17 protein-coding genes are annotated in these 26419 nt (G+C 73.4%); 7 read left to right on the plus strand and 10 right to left on the minus strand.

The annotated features are described in order from the left end of the window. Nucleotides 1-276 precede the first annotated feature (276 nt). Together ACFYUS_RS38130 and ACFYUS_RS38135 are read left to right on the plus strand one after the other, a co-directional pair. On the plus strand, nt 277-3702 hold the full coding sequence (locus tag ACFYUS_RS38130) for a trypsin-like peptidase domain-containing protein (RefSeq protein WP_388862742.1): 3426 nt from the start codon (nt 277-279) through the stop codon (nt 3700-3702). 39 nt (nt 3703-3741) lie between these two features. Beyond that, complete coding sequence (locus ACFYUS_RS38135; RefSeq protein WP_388862744.1) at nt 3742-4695, plus strand: bifunctional riboflavin kinase/FAD synthetase; 954 nt, start codon at nt 3742-3744, stop codon at nt 4693-4695. Nucleotides 4696-4722: 27 nt separating this feature from the next. On the opposite strand, the gene ACFYUS_RS38140 is transcribed toward ACFYUS_RS38135, so the two are convergent. The 8 genes from ACFYUS_RS38140 to eccE form a co-directional block, all read right to left on the minus strand. Then, on the minus strand, nt 4723-5697 hold the full coding sequence (locus tag ACFYUS_RS38140) for an ABC transporter ATP-binding protein (protein ID WP_388862746.1): 975 nt from the start codon (nt 5695-5697) through the stop codon (nt 4723-4725). Continuing rightward, nucleotides 5694-6659 (minus strand): ABC transporter ATP-binding protein, encoded by a 966-nt coding sequence (locus ACFYUS_RS38145; RefSeq protein WP_388862748.1) that lies wholly within the window; start codon nt 6657-6659, stop codon nt 5694-5696. Before ACFYUS_RS38145 ends, ACFYUS_RS38140 begins: the two co-directional genes overlap by 4 nt. Beyond that, nucleotides 6656-7540 carry an ABC transporter permease gene (locus ACFYUS_RS38150; protein ID WP_388862750.1) on the minus strand — a complete coding sequence of 295 codons (885 nt, stop codon included), beginning with the start codon at nt 7538-7540 and terminating at the stop codon, nt 6656-6658. Before ACFYUS_RS38150 ends, ACFYUS_RS38145 begins: the two co-directional genes overlap by 4 nt. Next, entirely contained in the window at nt 7537-8598 is a 1062-nt protein-coding gene (locus tag ACFYUS_RS38155) for an ABC transporter permease (protein ID WP_388862752.1), read from the minus strand. The genes ACFYUS_RS38150 and ACFYUS_RS38155 overlap by 4 nt, the downstream gene beginning before the upstream one ends. A 3-nt stretch (nt 8599-8601) precedes the next feature. Next, entirely contained in the window at nt 8602-10434 is a 1833-nt protein-coding gene (locus tag ACFYUS_RS38160; protein ID WP_388862790.1) for an ABC transporter substrate-binding protein, read from the minus strand. Between the two features lie 192 nt (nt 10435-10626). Next, nucleotides 10627-13824 carry an SCO5717 family growth-regulating ATPase gene (locus ACFYUS_RS38165; RefSeq protein ID WP_388862754.1) on the minus strand — a complete coding sequence of 1066 codons (3198 nt, stop codon included), beginning with the start codon at nt 13822-13824 and terminating at the stop codon, nt 10627-10629. A 218-nt stretch (nt 13825-14042) separates the two neighbouring features. After that, complete coding sequence (locus tag ACFYUS_RS38170) at nt 14043-14876, minus strand: hypothetical protein (protein ID WP_388862756.1); 834 nt, start codon at nt 14874-14876, stop codon at nt 14043-14045. Further along, nucleotides 14876-16177 (minus strand): type VII secretion protein EccE, encoded by a 1302-nt coding sequence (gene eccE / locus ACFYUS_RS38175; protein ID WP_388862758.1) that lies wholly within the window; start codon nt 16175-16177, stop codon nt 14876-14878. Before eccE ends, ACFYUS_RS38170 begins: the two co-directional genes overlap by 1 nt. A 190-nt stretch (nt 16178-16367) precedes the next feature. On the opposite strand from eccE, the gene eccB reads away from it, so the two are divergent. From eccB to ACFYUS_RS38195, 4 genes are all read left to right on the plus strand, one after another. Further along, the gene (gene eccB / locus ACFYUS_RS38180; protein WP_388862760.1) at nt 16368-17909 is read left to right on the plus strand and encodes a type VII secretion protein EccB; all 1542 of its coding nucleotides are present in this window, start codon (nt 16368-16370) and stop codon (nt 17907-17909) included. A gap of 12 nt (nt 17910-17921) precedes the next feature. Next, on the plus strand, nt 17922-19184 hold the full coding sequence (mycP, locus tag ACFYUS_RS38185; RefSeq protein WP_388862762.1) for a type VII secretion-associated serine protease mycosin: 1263 nt from the start codon (nt 17922-17924) through the stop codon (nt 19182-19184). Between the two features lie 190 nt (nt 19185-19374). Then, the gene (locus ACFYUS_RS38190) at nt 19375-19725 is read left to right on the plus strand and encodes a WXG100 family type VII secretion target (protein ID WP_388862764.1); all 351 of its coding nucleotides are present in this window, start codon (nt 19375-19377) and stop codon (nt 19723-19725) included. Nucleotides 19726-19778: 53 nt separating this feature from the next. Continuing rightward, the gene (locus ACFYUS_RS38195) at nt 19779-20069 is read left to right on the plus strand and encodes a WXG100 family type VII secretion target (RefSeq protein ID WP_388862766.1); all 291 of its coding nucleotides are present in this window, start codon (nt 19779-19781) and stop codon (nt 20067-20069) included. Nucleotides 20070-20132: 63 nt separating this feature from the next. On the opposite strand, the gene ACFYUS_RS38200 is transcribed toward ACFYUS_RS38195, so the two are convergent. Then, nucleotides 20133-20417 carry a DUF397 domain-containing protein gene (locus ACFYUS_RS38200; RefSeq protein WP_388862768.1) on the minus strand — a complete coding sequence of 95 codons (285 nt, stop codon included), beginning with the start codon at nt 20415-20417 and terminating at the stop codon, nt 20133-20135. 142 nt (nt 20418-20559) lie between these two features. Then, complete coding sequence (gene eccCa, locus ACFYUS_RS38205; RefSeq protein WP_388862770.1) at nt 20560-24528, minus strand: type VII secretion protein EccCa; 3969 nt, start codon at nt 24526-24528, stop codon at nt 20560-20562. Nucleotides 24529-24754: 226 nt separating this feature from the next. Here eccCa and eccD point away from each other — a divergent pair, with 226 nt between their 5' ends. After that, nucleotides 24755-26227, plus strand: a complete 1473-nt coding sequence (eccD, locus tag ACFYUS_RS38210) for a type VII secretion integral membrane protein EccD (protein ID WP_388862772.1) — start codon at nt 24755-24757, stop codon at nt 26225-26227. Nucleotides 26228-26419: the final 192 nt, after the last annotated feature.

A 26419-nucleotide genomic window follows, 5' to 3' on the forward strand; every position in this document is an offset into this window, starting at 1 on the left:
GCGGTTCTTTTCTTTTGCGCGGGGCTTTTGGTTTTCGTGGGGGTTTTGGGTTTGGGGGGGGTCTCTTGGCCGGGGCGGGGGTGGGGGGGGGGGGGGGGCCCCGCGCGCCCCCCCCCCACACCTTTCCCCCCTCGTTTCCCCCGGGAGGGATCTGTCCCGCGGAGCCGCCGAAATTCACCCCATCAGGGAGGCGCTCGGAGTGAACGGGGGAGTGTGAGGGGGCGTGTTTCCCCGTGAGCGCCTCCGTGTGATCACCGGCCGCCTACCGTCGACACCATGGGACGCGGGGACCTGGCGACGCTGGTGCGCATCTGCGATACGGCGGGCCGGCCACGCGGCACCGGTTTCCTCGCCGACCACCACGGGACGGTCGTCACCAGCCACGAAGCCGTCGACGGGCTCAGCCGTGTCCTCCTGCACGCCCCCGGCGACCGGAGCTGGCTCGCCGAGGCCGAGGCCGTCACCCCGCTGCCCGAGAGCGGCCTCGCGCTCGTGCGGACCGAAGGACTCGGCGGCCGTCCGCTGCCGCTCGCGACCCGGCCCGAGATCGAACCGGGCACCTACGTGCGGATCGCCGCCCAGGGCTGGCGCGAGGCCCGCGTCCTCGGCCCCGCCTCCGTCACGTACACCGCCACCAGCCGCTTCCACGCCCTCGCCGACGCCCTCGAACTGGCCATCGGCACCGAGGGCGCCGAGGCGCTCCGGCGCGGCGGCCAGGCCGCCGGCGGTCCCGTCCTCGACACCGTCACCGGCACCGTCCTCGCCGTCCTCGGCACCGCCCTGCGCGGCGACCGCCGGGCCGCCGGATACGCCGTGCCGCTGCGGCCCGCCGGCCCGCTCACGGCCCTCCTCCGGCGCAACGCGGCCACCGTCCCCGCCTACGGCCCCGACCTCAACCTCGCCGCGATCCTGGAGCTCACCGCCACCTCCACCGGGCCCGCACGGGACCCCGGACCCTGGCCCGAACCCGTCGAACGGCCCGACTGCGTCCGTGAGTTCGCCCGCTTCACCGCCGGCCGCGCCCCCGTCCTCGCCCTCGTCGGCGCCCCCGGCACCGGACGCACCACCGTCCTCGCCGCGCTCTGCGCCCGCCGCGCCCGGGGCGTCGCACCCGCCCCCACCGTCCGGCTGCGCGGCGCCGACCTGCGCGCCGAGGACCGCTCGCTCGCCGACGCCGTCGGCCGCGCCCTCCACCAGGCCGGCCGGATCGTCGCCGCCTCCGGGGCGCTCGGCGACACCACGACCGCCACCCCGGAGCGGGCCGCCGCCCTCGCCCGCGAGGCGGGCCGCCCGCTGCTCGTCGTCCTCGACGGCCCCGAGGAGATGCCACCGCTCCTCGCCCACCGGCTCGCCGACTGGACCGCGGCCACCGAGCGGTGGCTCCGCACCCACGAGGCCCACCTCGTCACCGCCTGCCGCCCCGAGCACTGGGAACAGGCCGGCGCGCTCTACACCCCGGGCGCCCTGCACCGCCCGGCGGCCGACCCCGGCTCCGCCGCCCTCGTCCTCGGGCCGCTCTCGGCGGCGGAGGCGCGCGCCGTACGGGAGGGGTACGGGATCGGGGAGACGGACCTCGCCCCGGAGGACGCCCGGCACCCGCTCGCCCTGCGGCTGCTCGCCGAGGTGCGGGCGGCGCTGCCCGGCGAGGTGCCGGGGCGGCCCGGGCGCGAGGAGATCTTCACCGCCCATCTGGACCTGATGTGCCTGCGGGTAGCCGTGAGGATCGCCGCGGGCTCCCGGCCCCTGGTCCGGGGGACGGCCGTCCGCCGCCTCGCCGCGCGCGTCACCGGCCGGCTCCACGAGGCGGCCCGCCGCTGCCTCGGCCCCGGACACGGCGTCCTCGACCGCGCCTCCTTCGAGGAACTCTTCCCCTGGCGCGAGGGCTGGGCCTCGGCCGTCCTCACCGAAGGCCTCCTCGTCCCGGCCGGCTCCGGCTACCGCTTCGCCCACGAAGAACTCGCCGACTGGGTCCAGGCGACCCACCTCGACCTGGACACGGCCCTGCACACCCTGGTCCACGCCCACCACGAGCCCCCACGGCCGGAACCCGCGCCGGGCCGGGAGGGAGCCCCCGGGGCGGGCGCACCGGCGACACCGGACGGGCAGCCGCCCGTGCCCCGGCACCGCATCGGGCCCGTGCTGCAGGCCCTGCTGCTCCTGCACCGGGAGCGGGGGCCCGAGGGGCTCGCCCCGAGGCTCGTGGAGCTCGCCGAGGCGCTCGGGCGGTTCGCCGGGGAGGAGGACGGCGGGGACGGGGCCTGGTGGGCCGCGCGGCTGCTGCGGGAGAGCGTGCTGCGGGTGCCGGACCCGCGGCCGTACCTGCCCGTTCTGCGGCTGCTCGCCGACCTCGTCGGGGCCCGCCCGGGTCCGCACCCGGTGTTCGCCCCCTTCGGGACCGCGTTCTGGCTGGGGCTGCCGGTCGGGGAGGACGAGCGGATCGATCTGCTGCGCAGGCTCGTGCCGGCCGACCGGGGCAGCCTCGACGCCGTCGAGGCGCGGCTCGTCGCCGACCCCCGGGGCGTCCAGCCGCTGCTGTGCCGCTGGTTCGGCGACGACCGGCCCGCCGTCGCCACCGCCGCCCAGGTGCTCCTGCACGCCCACCGGGGGCTCGCCGTCGACGACCTGTGCGAGGCGCTCGTCGCCACCGCGCACCCGCTCGCCGACGGACTGCTCGGCGCGCTCGCCCGGGACGAGCCCTCCGCGCTCTGCCGGGCCGTCGACCGCTGGGCCCACGACGACGGGCGCCCGGAGCGGCGCGTCGCGGCCGCCGCGTACGGACAGCTGGTCGCCGGACACGTCACCGCCTCCGCCGACCGCGAGCTCCTCCGCTACGCCGCCCTCGCCCTGCTCGCCCGCCCCGGAGACCAGACCCTGCACGGCGCCGCCCTCGGCCTCCTCGTCCGCGACCCGCACAGCCGCGCCCGCCACCTGCCCCGGGCCCTGGCCGAGCCCCGGGTGCCGGCCACCGCCCTCGCCGAGGCGCTCGCCACCCACCCCGAGGCGGTCCTCGCCGCCTTCCGGGACAGGCTGGAGGACGGCGGCGAGGCGGCGGAGGCCGCCCTGCGGGTCCTCGCCGAGGTCGACACCCCCGCCCTCGCCCGCCGGATCGCCGTCCTCGTCCGCGACCACGCCGTCCGCCACCCCGGGGCCGCCCCGCTCGTCGCCGCCTTCGTCGACCGCCGGTTCGAGGACGGACCGGAGACGAGGGCGGTCCTCTTCCCGCTGGTCACGGCCCTGATCCGGGGCCGCCCCGCCGCGCTCCGGCGCGCCCTCGCCCCCGTCCTCGCCGCCCCCGGCACCGGGGCCTCCCGGCATCTGCGGGCCGAGCTGCTCGACGTGCTCCTGGAGCACGAGCGGTACGAGGCGGAGACCGGGGAGGCGACCGTCCTGGAGGCCCTCCTGCGGGCCGCCGCGGAGGGGGCGGAGCGGCGCAGCGCGCCCCGCACCCGGGAGCTGACGCACCGGGCCGGCGCGCTGTGCGTCCGTACCCCCGAGGGCGCCCGGCGGCTCGACCAGGTCCTGGCCGGGGCCGTCCGCGAGCGGAACGCCTTCGCCGTGCTCCTCGCCGCCTGGACGGTCGCCGCCCCCGGCGACTGGGCCCCGTTGCTCGGCCCGGAGACCCTGCGGGCCCTGCGGAGCCCCGGCACTGCCATGCCGATGCGTACCGACGGCCGTGGACATGGCAGTCTTAGACCTGCGTAAAGGCGAACAGGGCGAACAGGCGGACGAGGAGCGGTCACAGTGCAGCGCTGGCGTGGCTTGGAGGACATCCCCCAGGACTGGGGGCGCAGCGTCGTCACCATCGGCTCGTACGACGGGGTGCACCGCGGACACCAGCTGATCATCGGGCGTGCCGTCGAGCGCGCCCGGGAGCTGGGCGTCCCCTCCGTCGTCGTCACCTTCGACCCGCACCCCTCCGAGGTCGTGCGCCCCGGCAGCCACCCGCCGCTGCTCGCCCCGCACCACCGCCGCGCGGAGCTGATCGCGGAGCTGGGGGTGGACGCGGTGCTCGTGCTGCCGTTCACCGCCGAGTTCTCCCAGCTGTCCCCGGCGGACTTCATCGTGAAGGTGCTCGTCGACAAGCTGCACGCGAAGGCCGTCATCGAGGGCCCCAACTTCCGCTTCGGGCACCGGGCCGCGGGCACCGTCGACTTCCTCGCCGAGCTCGGCGCCACCTACGACTACGAGGTCGAGGTCATCGACCTGTACGTCAGCGGGTCCGCCGGCGGTGGCGAGCCCTTCTCCTCCACCCTCACCCGCCGCCTCGTCGGCGAGGGCGACATGGCCGGCGCGGCCGAGATCCTCGGCCGCCCGCACCGGGTCGAGGGCATCGTCGTCCGCGGCGCGCAGCGCGGCCGCGAGCTCGGCTTCCCGACGGCCAACGTCGAGACCCTGCCGCACACGGCGATCCCGGCGGACGGCGTCTACGCGGGCTGGCTGACGGCCGCGGGGGAGCGGATGCCGGCGGCGATCTCGGTCGGCACGAACCCGCAGTTCGACGGCACGGAGCGGACGGTCGAGGCGTACGCGATCGACCGCGAGGGTCTCGACCTGTACGGGCTGCACGTGGCCGTGGACTTCCTGGCGTACGTGCGCGGCATGCTCAAGTTCGACACCCTGGACGACCTGCTCCAGGCGATGGCGGGCGACGTGAAGCGCTGCCGCGAGCTGACGGAGGAGTACGACCGGGCCTGACCGGCACCGGTCCGTACCCCACCTCTTTCACCGGGCGGCCGTCACCCAGTGGCAGGCGGCCGCCTGCTCCCCGCCGCCGCCCAGGACCGGCAGGTCCTCGGTCCGGCAGAGGTCCGCGACCGGGTCCGCCTCGCCCGAGGCGAGGAGCTGGCAGCGGGCGTGGAAGCGGCAGCCCGACGGGACGCGGGACGGGTCCGGCGACTCGCCGGTCAGCACCACGGGAGCGCCCTCCGACTCCGGAAGCACCGACAACAGCGCGCGCGTGTAAGGATGCTGAGGGTTCGTCAGTACGGATTCCACGGTGCCGGTCTCCACGACCCGGCCCAGGTACATCACGGCCACCCGGTCCGCGATGTTCCACGCGAGGCCCAGATCGTGCGTCACCACCAGCGCGGACAGGCCCAGTTCGTCGCGCAGGCGCAGCAGCAGAGCCAGGATCTCGCCCCGCACGGACGCGTCCAGCGAGGCCACCGGCTCGTCGGCGACGATCAGTTCGGGCTCCAGGACGAGCGCGCCCGCGATGACCACGCGCTGCCGCTGACCGCCCGACAACTCGTGCGGGTAGCGCAGGAAGAACCGCTCCGGAGGGCGCAGCCCCGCCCGCGCCAGGGCCTCGCCCACGGCCGCGCGCTCGTCCTGTGAGGACCGGTGGACCCCGTGGATCCGCAGCCCCTCCGCCACCGCCTCGTACACGGTGTGCCGGGGGTTCAGCGAACCGCTCGGGTCCTGGAGGACCAGCTGCGCCCGCTTGCGGTAGGCCCGGAGGGCCCCGGAGGAGTACGCGAGCGGCTTCCCGTCGAAGGCGACCGTCCCCGACGTGGGCCGGACCAGGCCGAGCAGGGACCGGGCCAGCGTCGTCTTGCCGCAGCCCGACTCGCCGACCAGGGCCACGATCTCGCCCGCGCCGATGTCCAGGTCCACGCCGTCCACCGCGCGCGCGGGCGGCGCGCCCCGGCGGCCCGGGAAGGTGACGTGCAGGCCGCGCGCCGACAGCAGGCTCATGACGTGCTCCCCACGTGTACGCAGGCGGCCCGGCGCCCCGCGCCCGCCTCCCGCAGTTCCTGATCGAGCTCCGCGCAGACGTCCACCGCCACCGGGCAGCGCGGATGGAAGGTGCAGCCGCCGGGCAGGTCCGCCGGGTCCGGCGGGTCACCGGGCAGGCCGCGCGGCGCCCGCCGGGACGCGGGGTCGCCGATGCGGGGGAACGCCGAGGACAGCGCCCGCCCGTAGGGGTGCGCGGCCGCCTCGTACACCGCCCGCGCCGGCCCCTCCTCGACGACCCGGCCCGCGTACATCACGGCGAGCCGGTCGCAGGTGTCGGCGAGGACCGCCAGGTCGTGGCTGATCATCAGGAGGCTGATGGACTGCTCGGCGACGAGCTGCTCGATCAGCCGCAGGATCTGCGCCTGGATCATCACGTCGAGCGCGGTCGTCGGCTCGTCCGCGACGATCAGACGCGGGTCGCAGGCGAGGGCCATCGCGATCATCACGCGCTGCCGCTGCCCGCCGGACAGCTCGTGCGGATAGGCGGCGGCCCGCGCCGCCGGAAGCCCGACGTGTTCGAGCAGCTCGCCGACCCGCCCGCGGGCCGCCGCCGGGGTCGCCCGCCCGTGCACGAGCAGCGGTTCGGCGATCTGGTCGCCGATCCGGTGCACGGCGTTCAGCGAGTGCATCGCGCCCTGGAAGACGATCGACGCGCCCGCCCAGCGCACGGCCCGGAGGCGTCCCCACGACATGGCGAGGACGTCGTCGCCGTCGAGGAGGATCTCGCCCTCGATCCGCGCCGAGGCCGGAAGGAGCCGGAGCAGCGCGAGCGCGAGCGTGGACTTGCCGCAGCCCGACTCGCCGGCCACACCCAGCTTGGTCCCCGCCTCCAGGGTCAGGTCGACCCCGCGCACGGCGGGCACGGCGGCCGCGCCCGACCCGTACGTCACCCTGAGGTCCCGTACCTCCAGAAGGCTCATCGCCCCACCCCCAGCTTCGGGTTCAGCACGGACTCCACGGCCCGGCCGCACAGCGTGAACGCGAGCGCGACCAGGGCGATCGCGATCCCGGGCGGGGCCAGGTACCACCAGTGCCCGGAGGAGACGGCGCCCGCCTCCCGGGCGTCCTGGAGCATCCCGCCCCAGGACACCACCGTCGGGTCGCCGAGGCCGAGGAAGGCGAGGGTCGCCTCGGTGAGGATGGCCGTCGAGATGCCGAGGGTGGTCTGCGCGAGGACCAGCGGCATCACGTTCGGCAGGACGTGCCGGGTCATGACGTGCCGGTGGCCGCCGCCGAGCGCGGTCGCCCGCTCGATGTACGGGCGGGACTCCACGGCGATCGTCTGCGCCCGCACCAGGCGGGCGGTGGTCGGCCAGGAGGTCACGCCGATCGCCAGGACCACCGTCCACATCGACCGGGACATGACCGTGGCGAGCACGATCGCGAGGACCAGCGTCGGCATCACCAGGAACCAGTCGGTGATCCGCATGACGACGGTCGAGAACCAGCCGCCGTAGTGCCCGGCGATGATGCCCACCAGGGTCCCGATGGCGACCGAGAGGGCCGCCGCGAGCAGCCCGACGAGCAGTGAGACCCGGGCGCCCCACACCAGCAGACCGAGCAGTGAGCGCCCGAACTGGTCCGTTCCGAGCGGGAACTCGGCGCTCGGCGGCTCCAGGGCCGTGCCCGGCGCCTCGGTCACCGACTGCACGTCGGAGCCGACGGTCAGCGGTGCGGTGAGCGCGATCAGGGCGATCAGGGCGAGGCCGACGAGACCGTAGAGCCCCGCGCGATGGGTCCGGTACGACGTCCAGAAGCGCGCGGCCGAACCCTTGCGGCGCTCCCATGCGAGAGAGGTCATCGGCCCACCCGGGGGTCGAGCAGCGGATAGAGCAGGTCGGCGATCAGGTTCATCAGGATCATCGCTCCGGCGAAGACCACGAACAGGCCCTGTACGAGCGGCAGGTCGGGCACGCTGAGCGCCTGGTAGAACAGCCCGCCGAGGCCCGGCCAGGAGAACACCGTCTCCACCAGGATCGAACCGGCCGCCACGTGCCCCAGGTTGATGAAGATCATGGTGACGGTCGGAAGCAGTGCGTTCGGCACGGCGTGCTTGCGCCGCACGGCGTCGTCCCGCAGCCCCTTCGCCCGCGCCGTCGTCAGGTAGTCGCCGCCCATCTCGTCGAGGAGCGAGGAGCGCATCACGAGCAGCGTCTGCGCGTAGCCGACGGCGACGAGCGTGACCACGGGCAGGACCAGGTGGTGGGCGACGTCCAGGACGTACGCGAAACCGGTCTCACCCGTCCCCGACTCCATGCCGCCGGTCGGGAAGAGCCCGGGGATCGGCCCCATGCCCACCGAGAAGACGATGATGAGGAGCAGCCCGAGCCAGAAGGACGGCACCGACCACAGGGTCAGCGCGAGCCCGGTGTTCAGCTTGTCGCCGAGGCCGCCGTGCCGCCAGGCCGAGCGGGTGCCCAGCCACAGCCCGAGCGCCGAGTAGATCACCACGGCGACCCCGGTGAGCAGCAGCGTCGCCGGGAGCTTCTCCATGATGAGGTCCCCGACGGGGGCCCGGAACTGGAACGAGGTGCCGAGGTCGCCGCTCAGCGCCTTCGCGCAGTAGTCGGTGAACTGCTGCCACAGCGGCAGGTCGAGGCCGAACTGGTGCCGCAGCGTGGCGAGTTGTTCGGCCGAGGTGGGCAGGCCGTGGGTCATCGCCTTCACCGGGTCACCGGGGATGATCCGGAAGAGGAAGAAGCTGGTGACCAGCACGGCGAGGAGCGAGACGAGCGCGCCGCCGACCTTCCCCGCCGCGTGGCGGAGATAGCCGAGGGAGGAACCGGTGCGGGGTGCGCCGTCCGTGGCGCGGGCCTTCTCGGCCCGCGCCACGCCGGCGGGGGTGCTTGCCGTCGTCACGTACTACTCGCGGTCGTCGGCGGTGGAGCGGCGGCGCATGCCGAGGACGACGCCGACGCCGACCACGACGATCACGGCCGCGACGATGCCGATGACCACCCCGGTGGACGAGCCGCCGTCGGAGTCCTCTGCCCGTGCCGCGGGCGTGGCGGACCACCAGCTCCAGTAGCCGTCCTGGCCCCACAGGTTCCCGGCGGCCTCGGGCATGGTCGTGATGGACTTGATCTGGTCCGTGCGGTACGCCTCCAGGGCGTTCGGGTAGGCCATGACGTTCATGTACCCCGTGTCGTACAGCCGGGACTGCATCCGCTTCACCAGATCCGCCCGCTTGGCGGCGTCGTACTCCACCGACTGCTGCGCGTAGAGCCCGTCGAACTGCTTGTCGCAGATGAAGTTGTCGGTGGCGCCGGAGTCCTTCGGGGTCGCCGGGAGCGTGCCGCAGGTGTGGATCGAGAGGACGTAGTCGGGGTCGGGGTTGACCGACCAGCCGTCGAAGGCGAGGTCGTAGTCGCCCTTGACCCAGGGGTCGGAGACGCTGTCCAGGCACTCGACCTTCAGGCCGATGCCGAGCTTGCCCCACCACTCCTGGAGGTACTTGCCGACCGCCTTGTCGTTCGGGTCGGTGGCGTGACAGAGGATCCGGAACTCCAGCGGCCTGCCGTCCTTGCCGAGCCGCTTGCCGGCGGCGTTCTTCCGGTATCCGGCGGTGTCGAGGACCTTCTCCGCCTGCGCCGGGTCGTACGCCCGCTTCTGCGCGGTCTCAGGCTTCCAGAAGTACGAGCCGAAGCGCGGCGGGATGTACCCCTCGCCCTCGACGGCGTGGCCCTGGAAGACCTTGTCGACGAGGGTGGTGCGGTCGACGGCGAGGAAGAGCGCCTTGCGCACCTCCGGGTCGAGCAGCGCCTTGTTCCCGTTGCCGAAGGTCTTCCCGTCCTGGGCCTTCGCGCCCGGGTTGGTGGCGAGGGCGTAGAAGCGGCGGCCGGGGGCGTCGTTGACCTTGATGTCCTTCTGGGTCTTCAGCGCGGCCGCCTGGGCGGGCGTCAGGTTCGGTACGAAGGACACCTCGCCCTTCTGCAGGGCCGCGACGGCGGCGTCGCCGTCCTTGTAGTACTTGAAGACCAGTTCGTCGAACTTGGGTGCGCCCCGCCAGAACTTCTTGTTCGGCTTGAGCTTGATGTACTGGTCGACCTTGAAGTCCGTGATGACGAAGGGGCCGTTCCCGACGATGGGAAAGGTCTTGTCGTTGTTGAACTTCGAGAAGTCGGTGACCTTCTCCCAGACGTGCTTCGGCACGATCGGCACGTCGAGGGCCGTCATCGTCGCCTGCGGTTTCTTCAGTCTGATGACGAGCGTCTGCGGGTCGGGCGCGGTGACCTGCGCGAAGTTGGCCGTGAAGCTGCCGTTGGCGGTGGCGGCGTTCGGGTCGGTCATCATCTTGTTGAAGGTCCAGGCCGCGTCCTCGGCGGTGGCCTGCTGCCCGTCGGACCAGGTCGAGTCCTTGCGGATCGTGTACGTCCACGTCAGCTTGTCCGGCGAGGACGTCCACGAGGTCGCCAGACCCGGGATCGTGTGGGCGTCCTTCGGGTCGTAGTTCGTGAGGTACTCGTACGCCAGTCGGTGGATGCTGGTCGAGGTGAGCTTCTGGGCCAGGAACGGGCTCAGCGAGTCGATGCTCTGCGAGACGGCGACCGTGAGCGTGGTGCCGCCGGACTTCGCGTCCTCCGCCTGCGCGGTGCCGGGGACGACGGCGAGGGAGCCGGCGGCGAGACCGGTGGCGAGCAGCAGCCGCAGGGCCCTGCGGGCGGGGGAGGGGCGGGGTGGAACCTTCGTGACCATGACCATGGGACGTGACCTCGCGTGGGAGTTTCTGTCGTGGATCTTGGGCTGACGAGCGGTGAAGCGAAGGTGTATCAGCGGTGGTCTGCCGTCGTCAACGATCCCTCAAACCCCCTGTGGACTGCGGGAACGCCAAGAGGCTCCGTATCGGAGAGCCGATACGGAGCCTCATTGGTCTAATCCTGTGACGCCCTACTGCTGAGGGGCTGGCGGCGCCTGCGGAGGCAGTGGCTGACCCGCTCCCGACTCGTTCCCCTCCTGCGGCTGAGGCTGCTGCTGCCAGTTCTGCGGGACACCCGGCTGACCCGGCTGCGGCGGGTACGGCTGCCCGGCCGGCGGACCGTACGGCTGTCCGGGCGCGAACTGACCGGGCATCGGGCCGGGCATCTGCCCCGGCATCGGCTGCCCCGGCACGGGCTGTCCGGGCGCCGGCTGTCCGGGAAGCGGCTGCCCCGGCGGCGGGTACGCCTGCTGCGGGTAGGGCTGCTGGCCTGGCTGGCCGGGCTGCGGCGGGTACGGCTGACCGGGTGCGAACTGACCGGGCATCGGCTGTCCGGGCACCTGGCCCGGCATCGGCTGCCCCGGCACGGGCTGTCCGGGCGCGAACTGTCCGGGCGCGGGCTGTCCGGGCGCGGGCTGACCGGGCGCGGGCTGACCGGGCGCGGGCTGACCGGGCATCGGCTGACCGGGCATGGGCTGGCCCGGCATGGGCTGGCCCGGCATCGGCGGGGCCATGTGCGGAGGCATCGCGCCCTGGCCGTCACCGGTCCACAGCCCCTGCGCCTGCTGCGCCCGTACGAAGTCCTCGGCGACCATCGCCGAGAGGTGGAAGTACGCCTCCCGGGTCTTCGGCCGCATCATGTCGAGGTCGACCTCGGCGCCGGCCGCGAGGTGCTCGTCGAAGGGCACGACCACGACGCCGCGGCAGCGGGTCTGGAAGTGCTGCACGATGTCCTCGACCTTGATCATCTTGCCGGTCTCGCGGACACCCGAGATGACGGTGATGGAGCGCTGCACCAGGTCCGCGTAGCCGTGGGCCGACAGCCAGTCGAGGGTCGTCGAGGCGCTGGAGGCGCCGTCCACGGAGGGCGTGGAGATGATGATCAGCTGATCGGCGAGGTCGAGGACCCCGCGCATGGCGCTGTACAGCAGACCCGTGCCCGAGTCGGTGAGGATGATCGGGTACTGCTTGCCGAGGACGTCGATCGCGCGCCGGTAGTCCTCGTCGTTGAAGGTCGTCGAGACGGCCGGGTCCACGTCGTTGGCGAGGATCTCCAGACCGGACGGCGCCTGCGAGGTGAACCGGCGGATGTCCATGTACGAGTTCAGGTACGGGATCGCCTGCACCAGGTCGCGGATGGTCGCCCCGGTCTCGCGCCGCACCCGGCGGCCGAGCGTGCCGGCGTCCGGGTTGGCGTCGATCGCCAGGATCTTGTCCTGCCGCTCGATGGCGAGGGTCGCGCCGAGCGCGGTGGTCGTCGTGGTCTTGCCGACGCCGCCCTTGAGCGAGATGACCGCGATCCGGTAGCAGGACAGCACCGGCGTCCGGATCAGCTCCAGCTTCCGCTGTCGCTCCGCCTCCTCCTTCTTGCCGCCGAGCTTGAAGCGGTTGGCGGCGCCGGGGTTCCGGCTGGACTTGGGCTTCTGCTTGTTGTTGCGCAGGAGCCGGTCGGAGGAGAGCTCGACGGCCGCGTTGTACCCGAGCGGGGCGCCCGGCACGGAACGCTCCCGCTGGTCGTGCGTCACCGGCGAGGGCCAGGCGCCACCGGTCCGCGGATCCACGGGCGGCTGCCCGTCGTACGCCGGCTGCGTCGCCTGCGGGGGTACGGCTCCGGGGTGCGGGTAGTCGTAACCGCCCTGCGCCTGCGCCTGCGGCGGCACACCGCCGGGGGCTCCGGGCTGCTGCTGCGGATAGCCGTAACCCGCCTGCTGCGGAGGCGTCCCGGGCTGCGGGAAGCCGTAACCGCCCTGCTGGGCCGGGGCCGGGGGCTGAGGAGTCTGCGGGGCCTGGGGCTCCTGCGGGGCCTGCGGGGCCTGCGGGTAGCCGTAGGCGCCGGGCGCCTGGGGCTGCGCCTGCGGCGGTACGGGACCGGGCGCGCCGGGCACGGGTCCCGCGGGAGCCGGCCAGGCGGCGGTGGGCGGCAGCGGCTGCGCGCCCGGGGCGGCGGGCTGCGCGGGCCACTGCTGCGCGGGCTCGGGGGCGGCCGGCTGGAACGACGGGGGCAGCGGAGGGAGTCCGGCTCCGGGCTGCGGGCCCGGGTACGGCGCGCCGTACGGGCCGGGAGCGGCGCCGGGGAACGGGCCCGGAGCCACGCCCGGGCCGCCCGCCTGCTGTGCGGCGGTGTCGTACGGACCGGGAGCCGCGCCGGGACCGAAGCCCTGCGGCGCGTCGGCGACCGGGTGCGCGGCGGGGAGGGGGCCGGGGGCGGCCGGGTCGGCGGCGGCCGCCCCGGTCTCCGGCTCCGCGTCCGCCACGGGAGCGGCGGGCTCGTCCTCCGGGCTCGCGGCGGGGCCGGCGGCCTCGGCCGGGGCCTCGTCGTCGCCCGTACCCGACGCGTCGGTCACGTCCGTCGCGTCGGTCGCGTCGGCGGCGGCACCCTCGGCCTCGGTCACGTCGTCGTCGGTGCTCGTGACAGCGGCGGACGGCGTCTCGTCCGTCGTCCCGTCCGTGCTCCCGGTCTCCTCGGCTTCCGCGGAGGTCTCCCCGGCGGCGTCCGCACCGTTCGGCGCGTCGGCTTCCACGGTGGAGCCCTCCGCGTTCTCGGCGTCCTTCGCGTCCTCCGCCGCGCGCTCGTCGATCTCGCGCTGGAGCGCGGCGGGGGAGAAGCGCATGGTGGCGCCGCTCTCGACGTCTCCGCCCCCGAACGGGGCGGCGGGCGCGGCCGGCTCCGGCGCGGGTACCGAGGCGGCCGGCTGCACCGGGGCGGGAGCGGTGGGCGCGACCGCCGGGGCCACCGGAGCGGGAGCGGTGGGAGTGATCGGAGGAGCCGCCGGAGCGGGCACCGCCGGAGACGCCGCCGGAGCGGGCGCGGCCGGAGGAGCCGCCGGAGCGGGCACCGCCGGAGACGCCACCGGAGCGGGCGCGGCCGGAGGAGTCACCGGAGCGGGCGCGGGCGCGGGAGCCGCGGGCGCAGCCGGCGGGGCGATGTTCCAGCTGGGCTCGAAGCCGCCGCCCGCCGGGAGGCCCGGCACGGCGAGCGGCGCACCGCTCGGCGGCGGGGGAGTGGCACCGCCCGCCCCCGTACCGCCCGACGACGCGTTCTGCGTGTACCAGGCGGGCGGGGTGTAGTCGATGGTGAACTCACCCGTCATCTCGGCGGGATCCGCGTCGGACTGATCGTCGGCGGGCGGATTCCAACCCCCGTGGATCTCGTCGCGATCGCCGTTCACTTTGCCTCCTGGTGTGGTCGAGCACCCTTGTGCCGTTGTGGGCGGGGCTCTTCCAGCCTAATCGCCGAGGGCCGCCCCCGGGCAGGGCCGACGGCCCCTCCGCGCCCGCCTCCGCGAACCGTTCCGGGCCCCAAGTGACCCGGCCGCGCCGCAGAGTGAAAACCCCCACCGCTCAAAACGTTGCAAAACCGGACGTACGCAAGCGACTCCACGCCATGTCAGTCCATCCGGCGCGCTCCGCCCAACAATCCGGTCTCGGCGTCCGTCGCCTGCGTCATCACGAACTGGCGGTCGTTCGGCGTGCACCAGAGGGTCACCCCGTCGGCGAGCGTGGACAGCGCCTCGTGCTCCTGCCGCGGCAGGTTCATGATGCGGCCGATCTGGGCGGCCTCGTCGGGGGACACCCGCTGGACCCCGACCAGGGAGGACTTCTCCAGGAGCCGGGGCGCGACCGGGCTCAGATAGGGCAGCAGCGTCACCACCGACTGCCAGGGCGCCGACACGACACGGCCGCGCGGCGGCCGCATGCCGCAGTCGCGCACCACGACCACCGGGCTGCCCGCCGAGGCGCCCTGCGGCGGCACCCGGCCCACGTCGTGCAGCGTGATGCACGGCTGCCCGCCGCCCGCGGCCTGCGCGAGGGCCGTCCACGACTGCGCGCGGCCGGTCTCGACCGCGACCCGCGCGCCCGTCGCGGCCGCCCGCAGGGCGAGCACCTGCGCGGTCCACAGGCCGCCGATGAGGGTGATGTCGTACGGGACGGGCTGGTTGATGCCGAGCACGGCCGGCCGGTTCTCGGCGTCCACGCCGATCACCATGCCGTCGTCGCCGACCGGCAGGGCCAGCGCGTCCAGTTGTTCCAGGGGTACGGAGTGCCGGTCGCGGCGCGGCCCGACGAGCCCGAAACCGAACCGGGGCCGGGAGGCCCGCCCCGTACGCCGGACGGAAGGGGAGCCCGGGGAGGAGGAGCCCGGGGAAGGGGCGCCCGGATAGGAGGAGCCGGGGTAGGAGGCGGCCGAGGCCGGCGACGTGCCGAAGGAGGCGGTGGACATCAGCGTGCACCTCCCAGCGGAAGCGTCGCCAGGATGCCGGGCACCTGTTCGCGGTCGAGGCGCACCAGACCCGTCTTCACCCCGCGTGCCGCACGCTCCAGTTCGTGTCGCGCGGTCACCAGTTCCTCGTCGCTGCGTCCGGTGATCCGTACGTGTCCGGTCACCGTCACCTCCTGCCGGTCCCCACCGCTCAGCGTCAGGCTGAACGTCGTCGCGAGCGCGGGCAGCGAGGTCAGCAGGGCCACCAGCTGCGGCATGGACGCGCCCGCGCCGCCCCGGCCGCCCAACTGGGGCCAGCGCCCCACCCAGTACGTCGTGTGCCGCCGGTCGTCCACCCGCCAGGTCCGCGCGGTCTCCTGGGTCCGGCGCCCCTGCGCCTGCCCCCGGCCCGCCTGCGCGATCGCCATCGGGCTGGCGCAGCTCGACGTCGCGAGCGCCGAGGTCAGCTCCTGCTCCGTCAGCACGCTCGCCCGGAACCCGGCGCCCGCGAGCCGGCTCGCCAGCTGGTCCGCCGCCCGCACCACGCACTTCTGGGCGCCGGTCATGCCGCCGCCGCGCGCGGCGACCGCCTCCGGGCAGAGCTCGGGGTCGAGCTTGAGCGCGATCCAGGTGATCCGGACCGCGGGCGAACCCGTCTGCGCCTGGAGCGGCAGGTAGTTGCGGGCGGCCATCGACTGCGCGGGCAGGTGCGGGGCGGGCGCCGGCTGCGTGTGCTGCACGATCTGCGCCGACTCCAGCCGGATGCCGTCCACGCTCAGCACGTCCCGGACGAGACCGACGGGCAGCGGCTTCGCCGCGCGGTCCGGGCGCAGCGCCGTGCCGTCCGACTCGACCCGCAGGACGGCGGTCAGGAAGGTGCCGTCGCCGACCATCCCGACCGGACGCCGGTCGCGGTCGCTGTACGCGTAGGTCCGCAGCGCCGGATCGCACTCCACGAGCGGCGCGAACCCCGGCTCGGTGCCCTCCGGCACCGTGAACGAGGAGGCCCGGCGCGAACGGGCGCGCAGGGCGAGGAAGGTGCCGAGCCACTCGGGCAGCGAACGCCGGTGCCGGCGCACCACGGCGAGCAGGACGAGGACGACGGCGACGACGCCCGCGGGCACGAGCAGCATCGGCTCGACGACCCAGGCGAGGAGCAGCAGCGCCGCCGCCACCTCGACCAGTACGAGCTGTTGCAATCGGAACGAACCGAAGTGTCCGGGACGTGCCTGGAGCCTCGGCGAGACCGAGGGGACGGGGCCCGTCGACGGGGGTATGGAGGCAGCGGCCGCGGCGGGCCGCCTCCGCCTCGCGGAAGCCATGATGGAGAATCCCCCTCAATTCGTCCCGATGACCCTGGCCCGCCAGGGCATTGGCGGCCGGATCACCCTACCCGCCCCACGAACCCCACGGGACAGCAGGCATAGTAGGGGGCCGGTCCGAAGGCCGGGGCCCGGGTGTCACCACCCCGGAGCCCCGAGCGACGATCGCGCCTGACGAGAATGGGGACTCATGGCATCGCGGCGGGACGAGCTCAACGCGTACACCTTTGCGAAGAAGCGCACGGTGGCGGCATTCCTCCAACCCTCCCCCTCCGGTACGGAGGAGGGGGCGCCGAAGCCGCTGAAGGCGATCGTCCCCGGCCTGATCGTCGGCGCGCTCGTGATCGCGGGATTCGGCGCCTGGGGCATGTTCAAGCCCGAGGCCCCGAAGGGCTGGGACACCCCCGGCGCCCGCGTCATCGTCGGCAAGCAGTCGACGACCCGGTACGTCGTCCTGCAGACCGGCACGGGCAAGGACAAGAAGACCCTGCTCCACCCCGTCCTCAACCTCGCCTCCGCCCGGCTGCTGCTCGACCCCGACCAGTTCCAGGTCGTCCAGGTCGACGACAAGACGCTCGACCTGGGCAAGCCGCCGCGCGGTCCCGTCCTCGGCATCCCGTACGCCCCCGACCGGCTGCCCGCCCCGGACGAGGCGGGCAGGAAGAAGCGCTGGGCCGTCTGCGAGCAGCCCGGCGGCGGCAAGGGCGCGAGCGTCCAGAAGGCGACCTTCCTCTTCGCCGAGCGCGACGCCAAGCGGACCGAGAGCGCCGAGAAGCTCAAGAACGGGCAGGTGCTGTACGTCAAGGGCCAGAAGGGGAACGCCCAGTTCCTCGTCGACCACACCGGAACCAAGTACCCGGTGAAGGCCGGGAACCCCAAACTCCTCAACACCCTCGTCGGTTCCGGCAAGCCGCAGCCCGTCACCGACGACTGGCTCGCCACCCTGAAGACCGGTGACGAGATCGACTTCCCGCACATCGACGCCCGGGTCGGCGACCCCACCGACATACCCGGCAGCAACCTCAACGAGACCGAGAAGCGGATCGGCACGGTCCTCCGCACCCAGACCGGCTCCGGCCCCCAGGAGTACGTCGTGCTCCCCGGCAGGATCCAGCCCGTCACCCCCTTCACCGCCCGGCTGCTCATCGGCTCCCCGGAGACCGTCGGCCTCGGCATGCTCGGCAAGCCGGTTTCCGCCGACACCGGTTCCTTCGTCCCGGACGCCACCCCCTTCCACGGCGACGTCGACTGGCCGACGCTGGAGTCCAAGCAGATCAACGCCTCCACCGGCGCCGGCGCCCGCGACACCATCTGCAACGTCCTCACCGACGTCGGCGCGACGGGCCAGACCACGCTCACCACCTGGGCCGGCACCGACTACCCCGCCGACATCACGGCCGGCGGCACCAGCACGTACGTCACCCCCGGCACCGGCCTCCTCTACACCCAGATCCAGGGCAGGCAGGAGATGCCCGGCGGCTCCCTCTTCCTCGTCACCGACACCGGCCTGCGGTACGCCGTCCAGGCCAACAGCGACAGCGACTCCGCCCACTCCGAGATCGGCGCCGGCGAGAAGAAGCAGAACGGCGGACGGCCGGAACCCAGCGACGCCCAGAAGCGTCTCGGGTACGAGAGCGTCGAGCCGGCCCGCGTCCCGATCGAATGGTCGGAGTTCCTGTCGAAGGGACCCAGGCTCGACACCAACAGCGCGCGTCAGCCGCAGGGTTCCTAGGGGGTGGCACCGGTGACGACGACGTACCGCACGGCCGCCCTGCTCGCCGCGGGCACCCTCACGGCCCTGCTCGCCGCCCCCGCCGCCTCCGCCGCGGCGGCCCGGCCGCGCGACGACGGCCCGGTCCTCGACGGCAGCGGCGAGTGCACCTTCCCCATGAAGAAGCAGATCGAGGGCGTGCCCTGGCCGCTCCAGCGGGTCCTCCTCGACGAGCTGTGGCAGGACACCAAGGGCAAGGGCGTCCGGGTCGCCGTCATCGACACAGGGGTGGACGACGTCAACCCGCAGCTGCGCGACGCCGTCGACGCGAAGTCGGGCAAGGACTACCTCAAGCCCGACCCGAAGAACCCCTCCTTCGGCGACGAGAAGCGCGGCAAGACCGACGGCACCGTCGACGAGGTCGGCCACGGCACCAAGGTCGCCGGCATCATCGCCGCCCGCCCCGGCGACAAGACCGGCTTCGTCGGACTCGCCCCCGAGGCCACGATCATCCCGATCCGGCAGAACGACGAGAAGAACAACGGCAAGACCGACACCATGGCCCAGGCGATCGGCTACGCCGTGGACAAGGGCGCCAAGGTCATCAACATCTCGCAGGACACCACCCAGCCGATGGGCCCGAACTCGCCCATGGCCGTGGCCATAGCCAAGGCGATCGAGAAGGACGTCGTCGTCGTCGCCTCCGCGGGCAACGACGGCGCGGACGGCGAGAAGAAGCGGACGTACCCGGCGGCCTTCCCCGGGGTCCTCGCCGTCGCCTCCTCGGACCGCAACAACGAACGCGCCGTCTTCTCCCAGGCCGGCCCCATGGTGGGCGTCGCCGCGCCCGGCGTCGACATCGTCTCCACCGTCCCCGGCGGCGGCCAGTGCGTCGACAACGGCACCAGCTTCTCCGCCCCGTACGTCGCCGGAGTCGCCACCCTGCTCCGCGCCAAGTATCCGGAGTGGACCGCGGCCCAGATCGTCACCCGCATCGAGCAGACCGCCGTCCGCTCGATCAACCGCCGTGACGACTACGTCGGTTGGGGCGTCGTCGACCCGGTGAAGGCGCTCGCCGACCAGCCCGGGACGCCGCCCTCCACGCCCGCGCCCGACCCGGGCCCGCCCAAGCCGCCGGCTCCCGAGCCGGCCCGTCTGGCGCTGTCGGAGACGCCCCAGGAGCGCTCCGAACGGCTCGCCACCTATGCGTTGGGGATCGGGGGCGTCCTGGTGGCCGTGGTCGCCGGAACGGCCACCGTGATCCGCGACAGCCGCCGCAGGAAGGAGGCTCGATGACCCGCGTATCGGTCAAGTATCGGGACCTTCCTTTGCAGTTGGAACTGCCGCCGTCAATGGCTACAGTGACCGCTGGGGGCACGGTAGTGCGAACCCAGCACGGGGGCGGCATCAGAAGATTCCCGTCCGCATCACGACCGGAAGGCCCGACGGCCCGTCCGTCGACGCCGCCGAAGGAAGAAGGGGCAAGATGTCGAAAGACCTGAACGTAACCAGTGCCGAACAAATCAAGCTCGCCGGCCGGATCCAGGACTACTCCGACGAGCTTCAGGCCCGCATCACCTCCCTCAACGGCGTGGTGGACCGTGTCCAGGCCGGCTGGCAGGGCGCTGCGAGCAAGGAGTACGACCGGGTCCAGAACGACCTGAACCAGCGTCTGCGCAGCATGCGCGCTGAGCTCTCCCGGCTCCAGGAGATCATGCGCATGAGTGCCGACGGCTTCTCGCAGGAGGAGGAGGACCGTCTGCGGTCCTTCCGCCAGATGGACAACAGCTCCGGCGTCGGCGCCTCCGGCGGTCAGAGCGCCATCCTCGGCATCTGAGCCGTACGACCCGACCAGTCCTCCGCGCCACTCTCACCCGAGGAGTCAACACCATGACCACTGCGGTCAATTACGACACCGTGACGCAGGCGGCGGCCGACACCCGCCTCACCTCCAGCACCCTCACGCAGAAGCTCGACGACCTCATGGCCGAGGTCAACCGCGTCGCCTCCAACTGGGAGGGCGAGGCGAAGATCGCCTACCGCGAGAGCCAGGACCGCCTGACCCGCGACATGGCCGGCATGAACGAGGACCTGGCGCGCATCGCCCAGCTCCTCGACGAGTCGGTCGCCGGGTACCAGGACACCGACAAGGGCAACGCCGCCCGGTTCCGCATGATGTGAGACCACGCGCAGACGCGTGAGGGGGTGGCCCGCTCCGGCGGGCCACCCCCTCACGCGTATCCGCTAACGCAGGTCGAACTCGCCGTCACGGGCCCCCAGGACGAACGCGTCCCACTCGGCCTTCGTGTAGCGCAGCACCGTGTCCCTGTCGAGGGACGAACGCATCGCCACCGCGCCCTCGGGAAGCCGCGCGATCTCCACGCGCTCCTCGTCCGGGCTCGTCCCCGGGGCGCCCTCCCACTCGACGCCGGAGATGTCGAGCGCGTACAGCTCGTCCTTCTGGCGCTCCTTCTCGGCGGCGAGGGCGGCGGCCGCGCTCTCGCTGGTGCTCTCGTGTGCGTCGGTCATCGGCGCTTTCCCTTCGCGGTGGTACGGCGGTCCCCCTCACAGTAGTGGGAGGGACCGCTCCGCTCCGCGCTGTTCCGCGAAGCTCCGCGCTGCCGGGCGAAGCTCCGCGCTGTTCGGCGAAGCTCCGCACTCTCGGGCGAGCTCAGTGCTGTTCGGGCAGCCAGCCCAGCTGCACCAGCGGCGTCCCGCGCTTCCGCGAGACGAACGTGGCCCGGCCCGGAGGCATCGGCCGCGCCCGGACGCCGCCGAGGATGTCGCCCTCCTGCGGGTCGCCGGAGAGGAGCACGCCCTGCGCGCCCAGCTCCCGCATCCGCTGCATGAACGGCTCGTACATCGCCCGGGAGGCACCCGCCTGACTGCGGGCCACGATGAACCGGATGCCGACGTCCCGCGCGAACGGCAGGTTCTCCACCAGGACCGCCAGCGGATTCCCCGAGTTGGTGGCCACCAGCTCGAAGTCGTCGACCAGGACGAACAGTTGGGGACCCGTCCACCAGCTGCGGTCCCGCAGCTGCTGCGGCGTGATGTCGGGCTTCGGCGCCCGCTTCGTCATCACCGTGTTGACCGCGTCCATGTGCAGCTGCATGGCCGAGGCCATCGGCGCGTACTCCAGGAGGTGCGAGGGCGCCACCGCCTCCAGCATCGTCCGCCGGTAGTCGCCCACCACGATCCGCGCCTGCTCCGGCGAGTACCGCTCGCACAGCTGCTTGGCGATCAGCCGCAGCAGCGCCGTCTTGCCGGACTCGCTCTCGCCGAAGATCAGGAAGAACGGATCCGACTCGAAGTCGACGAACACCGGCTCCAGGTTCGTCTCGTCGATGCCGATCGCGATGCCGTGCTGCGGATACTCGAAGCCCTTCGGCAGCTGCTCCGCCGGAAGCTTGCGCGGCAGCAGCCGCACCGCCGGCGCCGGGGCCCCCGTCCAGCTCGCCTTCACGGCCTGGACGAACGCCGCCGTGCCGTCCGAGAGGTCGGCCGAGGAGCTCGACCCGTCGATCCGCGGCAGCGCCCCCATGAAGTGCAGCTTCTCCGGCACCTGGCCGCGGCCCGGCACACCGGTCGGCACGTTCGCCGCGACCTTCCGGTCGAACTCCGAGTCCATGACGTCACCGAGCCGCAGTTCGAGCCGGCCCAGCATCTGGTCCTTGAGCGCCGCCCGCACCTCCATGTACCGGGCGGCGGTGATCACGACGTGGATGCCGTAGCCCAGACCGCGCGCCGCGATGTCGGAGACGATCGGCTCCAGCACGTCGTAGTCGTTGCGGAAGCTGCCCCAACCGTCCACGACCAGGAAGACGTCGCCCCAGGCCTCGCCCGGCAGTTCGCCCGCGGCCCGCCTGCGCCGGTAGGTCGCGATCGAGTCGATGGAGTGCGCGCGGAAGAACTCCTCCCGCCGGTTCAGGACGCCCATGACCTCCGCGACCGTCCGGCGCACCCGCTCCGGGTCGAGCCGGGACGCCACCCCGCCGACGTGCGGCAGGTCGGCCAGCGAGACCATGCCGCCACCACCGAAGTCCAGGCAGTAGAACTGCACTTCGGCCGGGGTGTGCGTGAGCGCGAACGAGGCGATGAGGGCCCGCATGATCGTCGACTTGCCGGACTGCGGACCGCCGACCACCATCATGTGACCGGCCGCGCCCGAGAAGTCCCGGTACAGCACCTCGCGCCGCTGCTCGAACGGCTTGTCGATGAGCCCGAGCGGCACGGTCAGACCGCCCTGACGCGTGTACTCCGTCGCCGTGAGCCCCCGGTCCGCCGTCTGTGCGAGCCCCGGAAGCAACTGGTCGAGCGAGGGCGCCTGGTCCAGCGGCGGCAGCCACACCTGGTGCGCCGGCACCCCCTGGCCCTCGAGACGCCGCACGATCACGTCGAGGACCGTGTCCGCGAGCGCGTCGTCCTCCTCCGCGCGCCGCTCCGCCAGGTAGGCCGGGTCCGGCGCCGCGTACACCACCGGCACCGGCGCCGCCGTGAAGACCGCGGGCCGCCGCTCCACCGGCAGCTGCCCGATCTCCAGGCGCGGCCCGCCCGTCCGGTACGTCCCCGAGACGTACGCCGCCTTGAAGCGGGTCATCTCGTCCGTACCGAACTTCAGATAGCCCGAACCGGGCACCGACGGCAGGTGGTACGCGTCCGGCACGCCGATCGCCGTCCGCGACTCCGCCGCCGAGAAGGTCCGCAGACCGATCCGGTACGAGAGGTACGTGTCCAGGCCGCGCAGCTTGCCCTCCTCCAGGCGCTGCGAGGCGAGCAGCAGGTGCACACCGAGCGACCGGCCGATGCGGCCGATCTGGATGAACATGTCGATGAAGTCCGGCTTCGCGGTGAGGAGCTCGGAGAACTCGTCGATCACCAGGACCAGCGAGGCCAGCGGCTCCAGCGGGGCACCCGCCGCCCGCGCCTTCTCGTAGTCGTGGATGTTCGCGTAGTTGCCCGCCGAGCGCAGCAGCTCCTGCCGCCGCTGGAGCTCGCCGCGGATCGCGTCGCCCATGCGGTCGACGAGCGTCAGGTCGTCGGCGAGGTTGGTGATGACCGCCGCCACGTGCGGCATCTGCGACATGCCCGCGAAGGTCGCACCGCCCTTGAAGTCCGCGAGGACGAAGTTCAGCGTCTCCGAGGAGTGCGTCACCGCCAGACCGAGCACCAGCGTGCGCAGCAGCTCCGACTTGCCGGAACCCGTCGCGCCGACGCACAGACCGTGCGGGCCCATGCCCTCCTGCGCGGCCTCCTTCAGGTCCAGCATGACCGGCTGCCCGTCCTCGCCGACACCGATCGGCACGCGCAGCCGCTCGGCCACCGACCGGGGCCGCCAGGTCCGCGCCACGTCCACCGAGGCCGCGTCGCCCAGGTTCAGCAGATCCGTGAAGTCCAGATTGGCGAGCAGCGGCTCGTCGTCGTCCCCGCCGCCCATCCGCAGCGGCGCCAGCTGCCGGGCCAGCGCCTCGGCCGCCGGCAGCGAGATGCCGTCCGGAAGCCCCTCGTACGCGAAGCCGCCGCCCGACTCCAGACGCAGCCGGCCCGGCCGTACCACCACCGAGAGGCCGCCGCGCGGCTCGTCGAGCTCACCCGAGACGACCTCCACGATCGTCACGCCCTGAAGACCCTCCGCGGCCGCGAGCAGCGAGTCCGGCGGCACCAGGCCACCGCGGGTGGAATCGGAGTCCAGGACCACCACCACGTGCGGCTGGTCGAGCACCGGCTGGTTCTCCCGGGAGAACCGCGGCCGCCCGTCCAGCTTCGAGCGGACCAGGTTCTCCAGCTCACCGAGGTCGTCGCCGAACAGCCGCTTCGTACCGGCCCCGTCGACCTGCCCCGGCACCTGGGTGTGCGGCAGCCACTTCGTCCAGTCCCAGCGCTCCTGCGCCGGCCGCGACGCCACCACGGCGAGCATCAGGTCGTCGGGGGAGTGCAGCGTCACCAGCTGCGCCACGAGCGCCCGCGCCGCGGCGTACGCCGACTCCGGCTCGCCCGACACCGTCACGTGGTAGAACGCCCGCATCGAGACCGCCATCGGCAGCCCGTCCAACGTGCCGTGCACCGCCAGGAACTGCTGCATCGCCCCCGCGCACAGCGGCTCCAGCTCGTCCACCGGAGCCGTGTCCGGCGCCACGAGCGGCGTCGCCAACTGCTGCGCCCCCAGGCCTATCCGCGCCTGCCCGAAGTCATGGTCGCCGACCCGCCGCTCCCACACCCGGGAACCCTCGGCCACCACCGACCACAACTGCTCGGGGGCCGGGTGCAGGTACAACTGCGCGTCCCGCTGCTTGCGCGCCGTGCGCCGGACCGTACGCCGGGTCTGCGCGAGGTATTTGAGGTAGTCACGGCGGACATCGGACATTTGCCCCTGCGTACCGCGACGGAATCTGACGAACTGGGCGACGGCCATCGCGACCGTCGACGCCAGCATCAGCGTGCCCATGATCCGCATGATCGCCGACGGCGTCATGAAGAAGAAGACGACCGACGAGCCCATGCCGAGCATCGGCAGGAGCTGCATCAACGCCGACTCCTGCTGCCCCCGCGGAAGTTCCGGCGGAGACTCCAGGACCAGTTCCTCACCGGGCACTTCCGGAGGAAGGGACCTCGGCGGGCGTTTGACGACGATCTGGCTCACCGGCGCATCAATCCCTCGTTGGAGGTGGGCTCGTGGCGGGAGCATCCGTACGCCACCCCTGTCGGCAGCCGAGCGCGCGGACTTCCCCCATGGGACGGCGATCCTACTTGCAGCCCCCACCGGCCGTCCCCGGTAGGGTGGCGCGCGCATCGTGCGCAACCGCGAATAAGAACGCGCGCAACCGCGCATCCGACGGGCGCAACCGCGAATCAGGGGGTCCACACACGTGAGTACGACCGCAGCGACCGGCTTCTGCCGCGTCACCGTCGTGGCGCCGGACAGCCGCATCGACGTCGCGCTCCCCGAGGACATCGCCGTCGCCGACGTCTACCCCGAGATCCTGCGCCTCACCGGGCAGACCCAGACCGCGGGCACCCCGACCGGCTACCACCTGGTCCGCCGCGACGGATCCGTCCTCGACGGCGCCCGCACCCTCGCCGCCCAGCAGGTCCTCGACGGCGAGGTGCTCTCCCTGCGCCCCTTCGCCCAGTCCCTCCCGCCGGCCGTCTACGACGACGTGTCCGACGCCGTCGCCTCCGCCGTCACCCGCGACCGGCACCTGTGGAGCGACGAACTGCTGCGCGGCGCCGGACTCCTCGGCGGCGTGCTGCTCCTCGTCCTCATGGGCTTCGTCCTCTGGTTCGCCGACCCGGTCCGCCACGACATGCACAGCCTCCCCGGGATCATCGCGGGCGCCGCCGGACTCCTCCTCACCGCCTTCGCCGGCGTCCGCGCCCGCGTCTACGCGGACCGGGCGACCGCCGTCGCCCTCGGCCTCGGCGCCCTGCCGCTGCTCCTCATCGCCGGCTCCGGCATCATCGCCCCCGACGCCGGCCAGGGCCCCGGCCGCCTGCAGTTCCTGCTCGGCTGCGTCACCGTCCTCGTCGCCTCCGTGGCCCTCGTCGCGCTCACCCCCAGCGGCGACGCCCCCTTCGTGGCGGCCACCTTCCTCGCCGGCACCGGCACCCTCGCCACCTTCCTGGCGATCCTCACCGAGCTCTCCGCCTCCGAGACCGCGGCCGCCTGCGCCCCCGTCGCCATAGGTCTCGTCGCCTTCCTGCCCGGCCTCTCCGCCCGCTTCGCCCGGCTCCCCATCGGCTACGCCGCCCCGCGCAGCGCCGCCGACGACGAGTTCTCCGCCGATCCGCAGCCGGGCGAGGAGGTGCAGCCCGTCGACGCGGAGCGCATCGCGCTCCAGGCCCGCCGCGGCCACGAGATGCTCCTCGGCCTGGTCGGCGGCTGCGCGGCCGTCCTCGTCGGCTCCGCCGCCGTCCTCGGCTTCGCCGGAAACGTCTGGGGCCAGCTCCTCGCCCTCGCCGGCGGCCTCGCGATGCTGCTGCGCGCCCGCCTCTTCCGGTACACCTCGCAGGTCGTCTGCGTCCTCGTCGCCGGCATCGCCGCCATCGCGCTGCTCGTCCTCGGCCTCTCCCTCAACCCGCCGGCCGACCTGGTCAAGGACCTCCTCATGTACGGGGACCGGGGCGGCCTCGACATCCGTACGATCTGGCTCACCGCCGCCGTCGCCGCCGGCGCCGCGCTGGTCACCGCGATCGGCCTGATCATCCCGAGGAAGGGCCTCTCCCCGTTCTGGGGCCGGCTCCTCGACCTGGCCGAGGGCTTCGTCCTGCTCTCCCTCGTCCCGCTCGCCCTCGCGGTCCTCGACGTCTTCAGCCAGGTCCGCTCCCTCACCAGCAAGTGAGGAAAGGGATCCGGGCGCGCTCCGCCGAGCTGGTACGCTGTGTGACGGCCGTTTGTGTACGCGCTCCTGGAACGCCCCCGAGACCACTCGGAAGCCTCTGGAAGCTGCGCCCATCGGACCTTCGCCCGTCGAGTCACGGAAGCTTCCCCTGAGACCTAGACCAGGGGCACTCGCGGGCGCACGAACACCAAG

The sequence above is a fragment of the Streptomyces sp. NPDC004284 genome, from assembly GCF_042874035.1.
Taxonomy (GTDB): Bacteria; Actinomycetota; Actinomycetes; order Streptomycetales; family Streptomycetaceae; genus Streptomyces.

Coding starts and splice junctions, on each gene's coding strand:
- ACFYUS_RS38130 (WP_388862742.1), top strand. CDS start 277: ATGGGACGCGGGGACCTGGCGACGCTGGTGCGCATCTGCGATACGGCG.
- ACFYUS_RS38140 (WP_388862746.1), bottom strand. CDS start 5,697: ATGAGCCTGCTGTCGGCGCGCGGCCTGCACGTCACCTTCCCGGGCCGC.
- ACFYUS_RS38145 (WP_388862748.1), bottom strand. CDS start 6,659: ATGAGCCTTCTGGAGGTACGGGACCTCAGGGTGACGTACGGGTCGGGC.
- ACFYUS_RS38150 (WP_388862750.1), bottom strand. CDS start 7,540: ATGACCTCTCTCGCATGGGAGCGCCGCAAGGGTTCGGCCGCGCGCTTC.
- ACFYUS_RS38160 (WP_388862790.1), bottom strand. CDS start 10,434: ATGGTCACGAAGGTTCCACCCCGCCCCTCCCCCGCCCGCAGGGCCCTG.
- ACFYUS_RS38170 (WP_388862756.1), bottom strand. CDS start 14,876: ATGTCCACCGCCTCCTTCGGCACGTCGCCGGCCTCGGCCGCCTCCTAC.
- eccE (WP_388862758.1), bottom strand. CDS start 16,177: ATGGCTTCCGCGAGGCGGAGGCGGCCCGCCGCGGCCGCTGCCTCCATA.
- eccB (WP_388862760.1), top strand. CDS start 16,368: ATGGCATCGCGGCGGGACGAGCTCAACGCGTACACCTTTGCGAAGAAG.
- ACFYUS_RS38190 (WP_388862764.1), top strand. CDS start 19,375: ATGTCGAAAGACCTGAACGTAACCAGTGCCGAACAAATCAAGCTCGCC.
- ACFYUS_RS38195 (WP_388862766.1), top strand. CDS start 19,779: ATGACCACTGCGGTCAATTACGACACCGTGACGCAGGCGGCGGCCGAC.
- ACFYUS_RS38200 (WP_388862768.1), bottom strand. CDS start 20,417: ATGACCGACGCACACGAGAGCACCAGCGAGAGCGCGGCCGCCGCCCTC.